At 73.2% G+C, this 11,904-nt stretch carries 15 protein-coding genes and 1 pseudogene; 9 read left to right on the top strand and 7 right to left on the bottom strand.

Translation table 11 applies throughout. From position 1 onward, the window contains the following. The first annotated feature begins 89 nt into the window (after window positions 1–89). The 3 genes from AB0F58_RS19725 to AB0F58_RS19715 all read left to right on the top strand — a co-directional run bounded on the left by AB0F58_RS19725 (window position 90) and on the right by AB0F58_RS19715 (window position 2,423). On the top strand, window positions 90–932 hold the full coding sequence (locus AB0F58_RS19725; RefSeq protein ID WP_357144603.1) for an ABC transporter ATP-binding protein: 843 nt from the start codon (window positions 90–92) through the stop codon (window positions 930–932). A 17-nt stretch (window positions 933–949) separates the two neighbouring features. Beyond that, window positions 950–1,843: a ribokinase gene (locus AB0F58_RS19720; protein ID WP_357144601.1), complete on the top strand. Its 894-nt coding sequence runs from the start codon at window positions 950–952 to the stop codon at window positions 1,841–1,843. A gap of 88 nt (window positions 1,844–1,931) precedes the next feature. Continuing rightward, entirely contained in the window at window positions 1,932–2,423 is a 492-nt protein-coding gene (locus tag AB0F58_RS19715) for a GNAT family N-acetyltransferase (protein ID WP_357144598.1), read from the top strand. A 447-nt stretch (window positions 2,424–2,870) separates the two neighbouring features. On the opposite strand, the gene AB0F58_RS19710 is transcribed toward AB0F58_RS19715, so the two are convergent. The 3 genes from AB0F58_RS19710 to AB0F58_RS19700 form a co-directional block, all read right to left on the bottom strand. Continuing rightward, a complete protein-coding gene (locus AB0F58_RS19710; protein ID WP_357144595.1) occupies window positions 2,871–3,632 on the bottom strand; it encodes a hypothetical protein in 762 nt (253 codons plus the stop codon). A 159-nt stretch (window positions 3,633–3,791) separates the two neighbouring features. After that, window positions 3,792–4,271, bottom strand: coding sequence for a DUF6232 family protein (locus AB0F58_RS19705; protein WP_357144592.1), 480 nt, complete (start codon window positions 4,269–4,271; stop codon window positions 3,792–3,794). 74 nt (window positions 4,272–4,345) lie between these two features. Then, entirely contained in the window at window positions 4,346–4,816 is a 471-nt protein-coding gene (locus tag AB0F58_RS19700) for a DUF6232 family protein (protein WP_357144589.1), read from the bottom strand. A gap of 96 nt (window positions 4,817–4,912) precedes the next feature. Between AB0F58_RS19700 and AB0F58_RS19695 the strand changes: the two genes are divergently transcribed. Beyond that, window positions 4,913–5,686 (top strand): enoyl-CoA hydratase-related protein, encoded by a 774-nt coding sequence (locus tag AB0F58_RS19695; protein WP_357144587.1) that lies wholly within the window; start codon window positions 4,913–4,915, stop codon window positions 5,684–5,686. 79 nt (window positions 5,687–5,765) lie between these two features. Next, the gene (locus tag AB0F58_RS19690) at window positions 5,766–7,388 is read left to right on the top strand and encodes an acetolactate synthase (protein ID WP_357144584.1); all 1,623 of its coding nucleotides are present in this window, start codon (window positions 5,766–5,768) and stop codon (window positions 7,386–7,388) included. A gap of 192 nt (window positions 7,389–7,580) precedes the next feature. Here AB0F58_RS19690 and AB0F58_RS19685 read toward each other — a convergent pair. The 3 genes and pseudogenes from AB0F58_RS19685 to AB0F58_RS19675 form a co-directional block, all read right to left on the bottom strand. Further along, window positions 7,581–7,925: pseudogene (locus AB0F58_RS19685) on the bottom strand (PLDc N-terminal domain-containing protein); the annotation flags it as partial. A 28-nt stretch (window positions 7,926–7,953) separates the two neighbouring features. Next, window positions 7,954–8,253, bottom strand: coding sequence for a DUF202 domain-containing protein (locus tag AB0F58_RS19680; RefSeq protein ID WP_357144581.1), 300 nt, complete (start codon window positions 8,251–8,253; stop codon window positions 7,954–7,956). After that, window positions 8,250–8,642: a DUF202 domain-containing protein gene (locus AB0F58_RS19675; RefSeq protein WP_357144579.1), complete on the bottom strand. Its 393-nt coding sequence runs from the start codon at window positions 8,640–8,642 to the stop codon at window positions 8,250–8,252. Before AB0F58_RS19675 ends, AB0F58_RS19680 begins: the two co-directional genes overlap by 4 nt. A gap of 40 nt (window positions 8,643–8,682) precedes the next feature. On the opposite strand from AB0F58_RS19675, the gene AB0F58_RS19670 reads away from it, so the two are divergent. Both AB0F58_RS19670 and AB0F58_RS19665 read left to right on the top strand, forming a co-directional pair. After that, entirely contained in the window at window positions 8,683–9,480 is a 798-nt protein-coding gene (locus AB0F58_RS19670) for a GNAT family N-acetyltransferase (protein WP_357144577.1), read from the top strand. Next, window positions 9,477–9,890, top strand: a complete 414-nt coding sequence (locus AB0F58_RS19665) for a hypothetical protein (protein WP_357144574.1) — start codon at window positions 9,477–9,479, stop codon at window positions 9,888–9,890. The genes AB0F58_RS19670 and AB0F58_RS19665 overlap by 4 nt, the downstream gene beginning before the upstream one ends. A 27-nt stretch (window positions 9,891–9,917) precedes the next feature. On the opposite strand, the gene AB0F58_RS19660 is transcribed toward AB0F58_RS19665, so the two are convergent. Beyond that, window positions 9,918–10,133 (bottom strand): hypothetical protein, encoded by a 216-nt coding sequence (locus AB0F58_RS19660; protein ID WP_357144571.1) that lies wholly within the window; start codon window positions 10,131–10,133, stop codon window positions 9,918–9,920. Window positions 10,134–10,353: 220 nt separating this feature from the next. Here AB0F58_RS19660 and AB0F58_RS19655 point away from each other — a divergent pair, with 220 nt between their 5' ends. Together AB0F58_RS19655 and AB0F58_RS19650 are read left to right on the top strand one after the other, a co-directional pair. Continuing rightward, complete coding sequence (locus AB0F58_RS19655) at window positions 10,354–11,133, top strand: electron transfer flavoprotein subunit beta/FixA family protein (protein WP_357145208.1); 780 nt, start codon at window positions 10,354–10,356, stop codon at window positions 11,131–11,133. Window positions 11,134–11,145: 12 nt separating this feature from the next. Beyond that, window positions 11,146–11,904, top strand: a 759-nt coding sequence (locus AB0F58_RS19650) for an electron transfer flavoprotein subunit alpha/FixB family protein (RefSeq protein ID WP_357144568.1), incomplete at its 3' end; no start/stop codon positions are given.

Below are 11,904 nucleotides of genomic sequence, written 5' to 3'. Positions count from 1 at the left end.
CACCACATGCGCCTGACCTGCAAGGTCTTGCCAGTGATGCGCGTCGCCCGTCGGAGTGCCCGGGGACGGGCACGTGGTTGGATGGATGGGTGACTGCTGAGCTGATCCCCGGCGCGGATGGCGCCGCACCCGCATCGTCGGCCCAGGACGAGGATCTGGTGGTCAACCTCGACGCGGTGGGCGTACGTCGATCCGGCACCGCGCTGTTACAGGATCTCGACTGGCGGGTCGAGCTGGACGAGCGCTGGGTGGTGCTCGGCCCCAACGGCGCCGGCAAGACCACCCTGCTCAACCTGGCGGCGGGGCGGCTGCACCCGACCACCGGCACCGCCCACGTGCTCGGCGAGCGGATCGGGCGCACCGACCTCACCGAGTTGCGTACCCGCATCGGGCTCTCCACCGCGGCCCTGGCCGAACGGATCCCGACCGAGGAGAAGGTCACCGACGTGGTGGTCACCGCCGCCTGGTCGGTGGTCGGCCGGTGGCGGGAGAGCTACGACCGTACCGACGAGGTCCGGGCCCGTGCCCTGCTCGGCCAGCTCGGTGTCGCGCACCTCGCCAACCGTGGCTACGGCACCCTCTCCGAGGGGGAGCGCAAGCGGGTGCAGATCGCCCGAGCCCTGATGACCGACCCGGAGCTGCTGCTCCTGGACGAGCCGGCCGCCGGGCTCGACCTGGGCGGCCGGGAGGACCTGGTCGCCCGGTTGGCCGAGCTGGCGTACGACCCGGACGCGCCCGCGCTGGTGCTGGTCACCCACCACGTCGAGGAGATCCCGCCGGGCTTCACCCACGCGCTGCTGCTCCGCGAGGGGGGCGTCGTCGCCCAGGGCCTGCTCGGTGCCACGCTGACCAGCGACAACCTCTCCAAGACCTTCGGACTGCCGCTGGTGGTCGAGCGTTCCGGCGAGCGCTTCACCGCCCGCGCCGCCTGACCGTCCGGAGACCTTCCGTGCCGCAGACCCGGGTCGTGGTGGTGGGCAGCGCGAACATGGACCTGGTCGGGACGGCGCCCGCGCTGCCCCGGGTCGGGGAGACCGTGCTCGGCACCGACTTCGTGATGGTGCCCGGTGGCAAGGGCGCCAACCAGGCCATCGCCGCCGTCCGCGCGGGCGCATCCTGCGCCTTCCTCGGCGCGATCGGATCGGACGCCTTCGGGGTCACCCTGCGGGCCCGGATCACCGCAGCCGGAGTGGACACCAGTCAGCTCCGGGTGACGTACGGCCCGTCCGGCGTGGCGCTGGTCATGGTCAACGCCGACGGCGAGAACCAGATCCTGGTCACGCCGGGCGCGAACGCCTCCCTCACCGGGCTCACCGCCGCCGAGCTGGCCGCCGTGCGGGACGCCGACGTCATGGTGGCACAGCTGGAGATCCCGGTGGAGACGGTGACCGAGGCGGCCGTGGCCGCGCGGTCGGCCGGCACCCGGTTCGTCCTCAACGCGGCACCGGCCCGGCAGGTGCCGCAGGAGCTGCTGGACCTGGTCGACCTGCTGGTGGTCAACGAGGTGGAGGCCACGGCGCTCACCGGGCGGGGCCGTGCCGCGCCGGAGGCGCTGCTGGACCTGGCGCCCCGGGCGGTCCTCACCCTCGGTGCCCAGGGCGCGTGGTACGTCGACCGGGACGGCCCGGCCACGCACGTTCCGGCGGTCACGGTCGACGTGGTCGACTCCACCGCGGCGGGTGACGCGTTCACCGCCGCCCTCGCGGTGGCCTGGGGCGAGGGGCGCGACCTGCTCGACGCGGTCCGCTGGGCGGCGGCGGCCGGCGCGGCCTGCACCCGCCGGCTCGGCGCCTCGGTGGCCCTCCCGCACCGCGCCGAGATCGACGAGCTTCACGCGCGCTGAGCCCCGGTCGTCGGCGGCCCCGTGACCGCCCCCGGGGGCCGCGTTCCGCCCTCGGGATCCCGGCCGGTCGGGCCGGTACGGTGGCGCGGTGCCCGAACTCCAGCAGCTCGAACTGCGTCACGCCGCCGCCCTGCTCCGCTTCGAGCGGGAGAACCGGGCGTACTTCGCGCGGTTCGTGCCGGACCGGGGCGACGACTACTTCGCCGGATTCACCGCCCGGCACGCGGAGCTGCTGGCGGAGCAGGTCGACGGCGGATGCCGCTTCCACGTCCTGGTCGACGACGACGGCACCGTGCTGGCCCGGTTCAACCTGGTGGACATCGCCGACGGCAGCGCCGAGCTGGGCTTCCGGGTGGCGGAACGGGCGACGGGACGGGGTGTGGCGAGCGACGGGGTCCGGGCCGTCTGCGCACTGGCCCGCGACCGCTACCGGCTGCGTCGGCTGTTCGCCTCGGCTGACCTGCGGAACGTCGGGTCGCTCGCGGTTCTCCGGCGCACCGGGTTCACCCCGGTCGGCGAGATCACGGTCGACGGTCGTCCCGCACGGCGACACGTCCGGGACCTGACCACCGACGCCTGACACCCGGACCGACCGGCGGGACGAACGGTCGGTGCGACGGTATCCCCGGGCACGGCCCGGCCGGATGGTCGTGCGGCAGACCATCCGCGCGACGCTCGGCTCCTGGCCGGCTCCGCCACCACCCCCGGCCAAGGGTGGTCGATGCCCGCCGCACGGTTACGCTTCGTGTCCGTGATCGGGATGATGGTGATTTCTCGCGCTGGGTGATCCCCTGCCGATCGACGCCTTCCCCGAAGTTCCCTTTGCTCTGCAACCGGATACGCGACACCCCCGCTGAGCAGCGTTCTTGGCGGGTCGATGATTTCGGTCTGGGGAGTCGCTGCTCACCGAGGGTGTCTGGTGCGTGCAGGGGTGCAGAGCAAAGGGTGCGCGGGGTGTGGGGTGGGTCGGCGGGGGGGTTACTCAGCGTGAACAACCCGCTGTTGTCGGCACCAGCATGCGCGAGAGCTAGTCGACCTGGTCGTCGGTGCGCCGTTCGCCCCGGCGGCGGAGCATGCCCAGGCCCGGGATGCCGGCCACGGCGAGTTTCAGGTCCCGGGTCACGTCGAGCAGGTCGTGCAGGTCCGGTCCGACCCGGTCCAGGGTGGCCAGGATCGGCAGGATGTCGGCGGTCAGGTGCTCCTTGAGCTTGGGTAGCTCGTCGACGAGACGGATCGCGGCGGTCACCTCCTCGTGGCTGAGCTGCTCCACGAACCGCGCGGCCATCGGCGCGGCCCGCCGCAGCACCGGCTCGTACGCGGTCAGGAGTTCCCCGGCGGTGGCGGCGGCCACCCCCGCCGTCTCCACCGTGCCGGCTGCCCGCCCGGCGACCACCTCCGCCTCGGCGACCACCGTGGCCGCCGCCCCCGCCACCTGCTCGGCCCCGGCGACCACCACGGCTGCCTTCGCGGCGACCTCGGTGGCGTTGTCGATCGCGGTGGTCGCGGCGGCGCTGATCACCGCCACCTCCCGGACGGCCGACTCGGCGTCGGTGAGCACCTGGTCCGTCCGGTCCAGGGTCTGCTCGATCCGGTCCACCACCCCGTTGATCCTGGTCACCAACGTTTCGACGGCATCGAGCACCGCGAAGGCGCGCGTCGGCACGGCCGCGAGCGACACCGCCGAGCCGAGCGCCTGGTCGACCGCGGCCCGGGTCAGCCCGGCAGCCCGGGAGGCGGCGTCACCGGTCATCCCGAGGACGGCGGACGGGCGGGGGAGGGGAATCACCATGCGTCCAAGTGTGCGGCGCGACCGCCACAACCGCCGCCCAGCGGTCGGTGGGCGGCGTGCCGGGGCGCCCGGCCCGCGCTTGCTGACGAGCGGGGGCCGGGCCCGGTCCGGGCGGACGGGCGGGGGCCCCGGACCCGGTCCGGGCGGACGGGCGGGGGATCAGACGTCCCCCTGCTGTTCGACGGCGCGCTGCACGGCCCGGTAGATCTGCCCGAACCGGAGCGCGTCCGGGCTGCTCAGCAGTAGGATGTCGTGCCCCCGGTGCTGCACCCAGAGTTCGTGCATCCGGTCGCCGCGTTCGTAGGAGCGGTCCAGCCAGCTCAGCGGCAGTTCCAGGAAGGGGGCGAGCACCAGCGCGCCGACGACGAAGGCGGCCACGACGATCAGTGCCAGCGTCCAGTTCCCCCGGTCCTGCGCCGACCAGGCCAGCGAGATGACGCAGAGCAGTGCCACCAGTGGGGGCAGGGAGAGCAGCAGGACCAGGACGCCCCGGCCGAGTTTGCGGGAGTGCTGCCCGAGGGTGCTCCGTCCCCGGGCGTGCCAGACGTAGGTGATCTCGGGTAGCCGCAGGATGTGCCCGTCCACCCGGATCGACTCGGAGGTCACCTGCACCGTGTCGTCCTGGTAATAGAGCGTCATCTCTTCAGTACACCCGGTGCGGGCACGTTCGGCAGCCCCGCTCCCGCGGTCGGCGCGTCCGCTGTGGACCCGGATCAGCGCGGGCGGACCGGATGGCCGCGTTCCATCGCCCGTTGCAGGGCCCGGTAGATCTGCCCGAAGCGGAGCGCGTCGGCGGTGCGGACCAGCCGGACCGGGCGGCCCTGCCAGCGGATCCAGATCTCCCGCTCTCGGCTGCCCCGGGCGTACGAGCGGTCGAGGTGTTCGAAGAGGACGTCGGCGACCGGGCCGACGGCGAGCCCGACCAGCACCGACGCGCCGACGATCGCGATGGTGACGGTCCACGACCGGTGCAGCCAGATCGCCAGGGCGATGCCGAGTACGGCGGCCACCAGCGGCCCGGCCATCGCCGCGCCGATCGCACCCCGCCCGGCGACCACCCGCCAGGAGCGGCTGCCCCGCTGGTGCCAGACCTCGCTGATCTCGGCGAGCGGGAAGCGCTGCCCGTCGACCCGGACGGCGGTCGAGGTTACCTGCACCGACCTGTCGTCGTAGAACATGACCATCGCGACTCCCGGTGACGGAGCTGACACCAGACTATCTACCCCAACGACCCGCGCCGTAAGGTTGGCACGCGACTTCGACGAGGAAGTGAGGGCAGTATGGGCGAGTTCGTTCGGCTGGAGACCAAGGACGGCATCGGCACCATCCGGCTGGACCGGCCGCCGATGAACGCGCTCAACGTCCAGGTCCAGGAGGAGTTGCGCGAGGCCGCCACGGCCGCCGCCGACGACCCCGAGGTCCGCGCCGTCATCGTGTACGGCGGGGAGAAGGTCTTCGCCGCCGGGGCGGACATCAAGGAGATGGCCGACATGTCCTACGTGGACATGCTGGAGCGCTCCGCCCGCCTCTCCAGCGCGCTCACCGCGTTCACCCGGATCCCGAAGCCGGTGGTCGCCGCGATCACCGGGTACGCCCTCGGCGGCGGCTGCGAGCTGGCGCTGGCGTGCGACTGGCGGGTGGTGGCCGAGGACGCCAAGCTCGGTCAGCCGGAGATCAAGCTGGGCATCATCCCCGGTGCCGGCGGCACCCAGCGGCTGGCCCGACTGGTCGGCCCGGCCCGCGCCAAGGATTTGATCATGTCCGGCCGGATGGTCGACGCCCAGGAGGCGCTGCGGATCGGGCTGGCCGACCGGGTCGTCCCGGCCGCCGACGTCTACCTCGCCGCCGTCGCGCTGGTGCAGCCCTACCTCACCGGTCCGGTGCAGGCGCTGCGGGCGGCGAAGCTCGCCGTCGACGCCGGCCTCGACATGGACCTGAACTCCGGTCTGGCCTGGGAGAGTCAGCTCTTTGCGGGGCTCTTCGCCACCGACGACCGCCTCGAGGGCATGACCGCGTTCGTGGAGAAGCGCAAGCCGAGGTTCACCGGTCGCTGACACGCCGCGCCGAAGCTTCTTCACGTTCCAGGTGACCGACCGGTAACCTCGGACCGGCCACGCGACGAGAGGGGCGGCGATGACGGAGCGGATCGAGGGGCACGGCGGGGAGTTGGCGCTGGCGGCGCTGCGCGCCTACGGCGTACGCGAGATGTTCACCCTCTCCGGCGGGCACGTGTTCCCGCTCTACGACGCCGCGCACAAGATCGACTTCCCGGTCTACGACGTGCGGCACGAGCAGTCGGCGGTCTTCGCGGCCGAGGCGGTGGCCAAGCTCCAGCGCCGCCCCGGCCTCGCCGTGCTCACCGCCGGTCCGGGCGTCACCAACGGCATCTCCGGCCTGACCAGCGCCTTCTTCAACGCCTCGCCGGTGCTGGTGCTCGGCGGCCGGGCCCCGGCCTTCCGCTGGGGCTCGGGCAGCCTCCAGGAGATGGACCATCTCCCGCTGGTCCGTCCGGTCACCAAGCACGCCGAGACGATCTTCAGCACCGACGACATCCCCCGGATGGTCGCCGCCGCGCTGGACACCGCGCTCACCCCGCACCGCGGGCCGGCCTTCCTCGACCTTCCGCTGGAGGTGGTCTTCTCGGTCGGGGAGGCCGACCGGCCCAGCGGCGCGGCGCCCGCCCCGCTGGAGGCCGACCCGGACGAGGTGGCCCGTGCCGCCGCGTTGATCGCCGGAGCCCAGCGCCCGGTGATCGTCGCCGGATCGGACGTCTGGTCCGGCGACGCGGTCGACGCGCTGCGGGCGGCGGCCGAGGCGCTCGGCGTACCCGTCTTCACCAACGGCATGGGACGCGGCGCGCTCCCGCCGGAGCATCCCCTCGCGTTCGTCAAGGCCCGGCGGGCCGCGCTCTCCGGAGCCGACGTGGTGGTGGTGATCGGCACCCCGCTGGACTTCCGGCTCAGCTTCGGCGACTTCGGCGACGCGCAGGTGGTGCACGTCGTCGACGCGCCGAGCCAGCGCGCCGGGCACGTGGAGACGGCCGTCTCGCCCGCCGGTGACCTGCGGCTGATCCTCACCGCGCTGGCCGACCACGCCGGTGACCGGGTCGACCACGCCGACTGGATCGCGCAGCTGCGGGTCAAGGAGGACGCGGCCAAGGCGCGTGACGCCGAGGAGATGGCCGCCGAGACCGACCCGATCCGCCCGGCCCGGATCTACGGCGAACTGCGTCGGGTGCTCGCCCGGGACGCGATCACCATCGGCGACGGCGGCGACTTCGTCTCGTACGCCGGCCGCTACCTGGAGCCGGCCCAGCCCGGCACCTGGCTCGATCCCGGCCCGTACGGCTGCCTCGGCACCGGCATGGGGTACGCGATGGGGGCCCGGATCACCCACCCGGACCGGCAGGTCTGTGTGCTGATGGGCGACGGCGCGGCCGGCTTCTCACTGATGGACGTCGAGTCGCTGGTCCGGCAGAAGCTCCCGGTGGTGATGGTGGTGGGCAACAACGGCATCTGGGGCCTGGAGAAGCACCCGATGCGCGCCATGTACGGCTACGACATCGCCGCCGACCTCCAGCCCGAACTCCGCTACGACCAGGTGGTCGCCGCGATGGGCGGAGCCGGCGAGACGGTGACCAAGGCCGCCGACCTGGGCGCGGCCCTGGAGCGGGCCTTCGACGCCGGGGTGCCGTACCTGGTCAACGTGATCACCGACCCGACCGACTCGTACCCCCGCTCGTCGACGCTGGCCTGACCGCCGACCACCGGGAGAGTCTCCCGCTCACCGTCCGGTCGGGTGCGCCGCCAAGGTCGTGCCCACCGCCGGCACCCGGCCGGACGGTCAGCTGGTCTGGTCCGGGTCGGTGTGCCGGTCCGGGGCGTCCGCCCGGTCGGGGTCGCGGGGGCTGCGCTGGCCGTCGGCGGCCGGTCCCGGTTCGTGGTCCCCGCGCAGGTCCCGTTCGCGTCGCCGCAGGTCGTCCTCCCAACGGCGGAAGAGGTCCTCGTCCTCCTGCCGCCGTACGTCCGCGATCGACCTGAGGAAGTCGGGGTCGTCGTCCGGCGCCGAGGGCCCCCGCCGGGGCGCGGGGCGCGGCCCGCTCGGGGCGGGCGCGGGCCGGCCGGCGAGGAACCAGGCGACCGGACCGAGCAGGGGCACCAGCAGCAGCACCGGCACCCAGACGGCGCGGGGCACCGCGCGGACCTGGTGCTTCTCGGCGGACAGGCAGTCGATCAGCGCCAGCGCGGCGAGGACCACCTGGGCCGCGACGATGAGGAGGAAGACCCGGACCATCCACCAATCATGACGCACTCCCCGCAGGTCACCACAGCGTCCGCAGGACGAGCACCGCGCCGAGCAGGGCGTACCCTGCCGCGGCCAGGGCGGTCAGCGGCACGGGGAGCCCGCCGGTCGGTGGTCGGCCGGTCCCGGTGCCCCGCCGCCAGCACAGCGTCAGCGCCGCGCCCCAGGTGAGCACGGCGAGCCCGGCGACCAGCGCCCCGGCCACGCCACCGGCCACGGCCAGCCGGACGGCCAGCACGGTGACCACGGTGAGCGCCAGTGCGGTCCGCCGCCAGGCGAGCCGGGTCCGCTCGGGTTGCAGCCCCGGGTCGGCGGTCACCGGCGTCCGACCGCCCGGACCAGTACCGCCACCACCAGCAGGATCGCGCCGAGCCCGACCGCCAGCGCGAGGACGGCCGGGAACCGGGAGGCGGGCAGGTCCTCGCCGAGCCGGATGGCCCGTTCGGTACGCGCCCAGTGGTCCACCGCCCGGACGGCCACCGTGCCGCCGAGCAGCAGCAGTGCGACCGCGATCACCTCGCGCAGGTGGGCCACGGGCAGCGGGGGCAGGAACTGGGCGGCGGCGAGCCCACCGGCGATCAGGGCCAGCCCGGTCCGCAGCCAGGCCAGGAAGGTGCGTTCGTTGGCCAGGGAGAAGCGGTAGTCCGGGCGGGTGCCGACCGTCCGCATCTCCTGCGGGTCGAACCACCGCATGATCGCCTGCCACACACCGCCATTATCGGGTCGACCCCGGACGTAGCCTGGACCGATGAGCGATCTTGACGCGACGATCCTGCGGACGGCGTACGACCGGCAGTTGCGACCGGACATCCCGGAGCCGGTGCCGGACGGGGTGACCGTGGAGCGGGACGGTCCGCTGATCCGGATCCTCGGCCTGGACCACCGGGGCTTCCTGACGTACCGGGACCTGGGCGGGCTGACCGGCGCGGACCTGGATGCGCTGATCGTCCGGCAGCGGGAGCTGTTCCGCCAGCGGGGTGAGGCCGTCGAGTGGAAGGCGTACGGGCACGACGAGCCGGCGGACCTGGCCGACCGGCTCCGCGCGGCCGGGTTCGTCCCGGAGGAGCCGGAGACCGTGGTGGTCGGCCCGGTCGCGCCGCTGGCGGCGGCGGTCCCGGTGGTGCCCGAGGGGGTCCGCCTGCGGGAGGTCACCGACCGGGCCGACCTGGAACGGATCGCGGCGATGGAGGCGGAGGTCTGGGGCGAGGACCGGGGGCACCTGGTCGACGGGCTGGCCCGGGAGATCGCCACCGACCCCCAGTCGATCACCGTGGTGGTGGCCGAGGCGGAGGCGACGGTGGTCAGCGCCGGCTGGATCCGCTACGTCGCGGGCACCGGCTTCGCTACCCTCTGGGGCGGCTCGACGCTGCCGGCGTGGCGGCGGCGCGGCGTCTACCGGGCGCTGGTCGCCCACCGGGCCCGGCTGGCGGCGCAGCGCGAGCGCACGCTGCTCCAGGTGGACGCCTCCGCCGAGAGCCGGCCGATCCTCGAGCGGCTGGGCTTCGTCCCGGTCACCACGACGACGCCGTACGTCTACACTCCGTGATCATGGACCAGTCGCTGACGGCCGAGGAGAAACTGACCCTCAAGACCGGTGCGTTCGGTGCCGTCCTCCTGGTGTCGAACGCCGATCCGGGGCTGTTCGCCCTGGTCCGGGAGAGCTTCGCCGCGTCCGGGGTGATCGCCGGCACCAGCGGGATGGTGCGGAACGCCCTCACCACCGGTCCGCTGCCGCGACTGCCCGAGGGGTCGGCGCAGCAGGTGGAGCAGGCCGCGCTGACCGCGCTCGGGCGGGCGATGGCGATCCTGCGGGAGAAGGCCCCGGACGAGGTGGCCGCGTACCGGACCGTGGTGCTGACCGCCGCGGACCGGGCGGCTCGGGCGCACCGAGGGGTCGACCCGGCCGAGCAACTGGCGATCGGCCGGATCAGGGCGGTGCTGGACGCGGCGGACTGAACGCCCGGTGGAGCGGCCGGGGCCGGTTCACGCCCCGGCGGGACGGGCCGGAGCGAGCCGTCCGGGTGCCCAGAGTGCCCGGACGGCGAGCCGGACGCAGCGTTCCCGCAACCGCCCGCAGGCGCACCGGTACGCCGTCGGGGGGACCCGTCGGCAGATGGCCGGCGGGTGCGCGGCCGGGGCGCCGGCCGGGGGCGTACCGGGAGCGACCTGCGACAACACCTCGCCGTCCTGCCCTGACATGTCGTAATACCTCCCGATTCACGACTGTAGCTCCTCGGCGGTGGTTCGGTGAGCTGTGTCACGCTGAGGTCGGGCCGGGGCGTGATGCTACTGACAGGTAACATTGTCGCGTGGGCAACTGCACAGCAGCCCGCGGTTGACCGGTGCCAACGGAACGCGCGAGGCTGCGCCCGGGAGCGGGCGAGCAACGCCATCAACACAGGAGGGTCGTCGAATCGCGATGAACATCGTCGTACTCGTCAAGCAGGTGCCTGATTCGGGCGCGGATCGGAATCTGCGTAGTGACGACAACACCGTCGACCGTGGTTCGGCGAACAATGTGATCAATGAGATGGACGAGTACGCCATCGAGGAGGCGCTGAAGATCAAGGAGGCGCACGGTGGTGAGGTCACGATCCTGACGATGGGTCCGGATCGGGCGACGGAGTCGATCCGTAAGGCGCTGTCCATGGGTCCGGACAAGGCGGTGCATGTGGTGGACGACGCGTTGCACGGTTCCTGCGCGGTGGCCACGTCGAGGGTTCTCGCGGCGGCTCTGGGCACGCTCGGCGCGGATCTGGTTCTGTGTGGGGCGGAGTCGACCGATGGTCGGGTTCAGGTGTTGCCGCACATGCTCGCGGAGCGGTTGGGTGTCGCGGCGCTCACCGGTGCGCGGAAGCTGACCGTGGACGGCGGGTCGTTGACCGTCGAGCGGCAGACGGAGGAGGGTTTCGAGGTGGTGACCGCCTCGACTCCGGCGGTGGTTTCCGTGTGGGACACCATCAACGAGCCGCGGTATCCGTCGTTCAAGGGGATCATGGCGGCGAAGAAGAAGCCGGTGCAGACGTTGTCCCTGGCGGATCTGGGGGTCGCGGCGGCCGAGGTGGGTTTCGACGGGGCGACCAGCACGGTGTTGGAGCACAGCAAGCGTCCGCCGCGCTCCGGTGGGGCGAAGGTCACCGACGAGGGCGAGGGCGGCGTCAAGCTGGTCGAGTTCCTCGCCACCGAGAAGTTCGTGTGAGGGGTCGGGTAGATGTCTGAGGTTCTCGTCGTCGTCGAAGCCACTCGGGAGTTCGGCGTCAAGAAGGTCACCCTCGAGATGCTCACCCTCGCCCGCCAGCTGGGCACCCCCGCCGCGGTGGTGCTCGGCGGCCCCGGCGCGGCCGAGGCACTCGGCGGCAAGCTGGGTGAGTACGGCGCGGAGAAGATCTACGCCGCCGAAAGCGAGGAGATCGACGGCTACCTGGTGGCCCCGAAGGCCACCGTCCTGGCCGAGCTGGTCGGCCGGGTGCAGCCGGCCGCCGTGCTGCTCGCGTCCGCCCAGGAGGGCAAGGAGATCGCCGCCCGCCTCGCGGTCAAGCTGGACAACGGCATCCTGACCGACGTGGTCGACCTCGCCGCCGACGGCACCGCCACCCAGGTCGCCTTCGCCGGCTCCACCATCGTCAAGTCCAAGGTCACCAAGGGCCTGCCGCTGGTCACCGTCCGGCCGAACTCGGTCAACCCGGTCGCCGCGCCGGCCACCCCGGCGGTCGAGCAGCTCACCGTGCAGGTCACCGACACCGACAAGCTGGCCAAGGTGGTCGAGCGGGTCGCCGAGCAGAAGGGTTCCCGGCCGGAGCTGACGGAGGCGTCGGTTGTCGTCTCCGGCGGCCGGGGCGTGGGCAACGCCGACAACTTCAAGCTGGTCGAGGAGCTGGCCGACCTGCTCGGCGGCGCGGTCGGGGCGTCCCGGGCCGCCGTCGACTCCGGCTACTACCCGCACCAGTTCCAGGTGGGCCAGACCGGCAAG

Source organism: Micromonospora sp. NPDC023956, assembly GCF_040639195.1.
In the GTDB taxonomy this organism is placed as follows: domain Bacteria; phylum Actinomycetota; class Actinomycetes; order Mycobacteriales; family Micromonosporaceae; genus Micromonospora.
The sequence above is the reverse complement of the archived record's forward strand: the minus strand, read 5'-3'. Positions and strand labels throughout refer to the sequence as shown.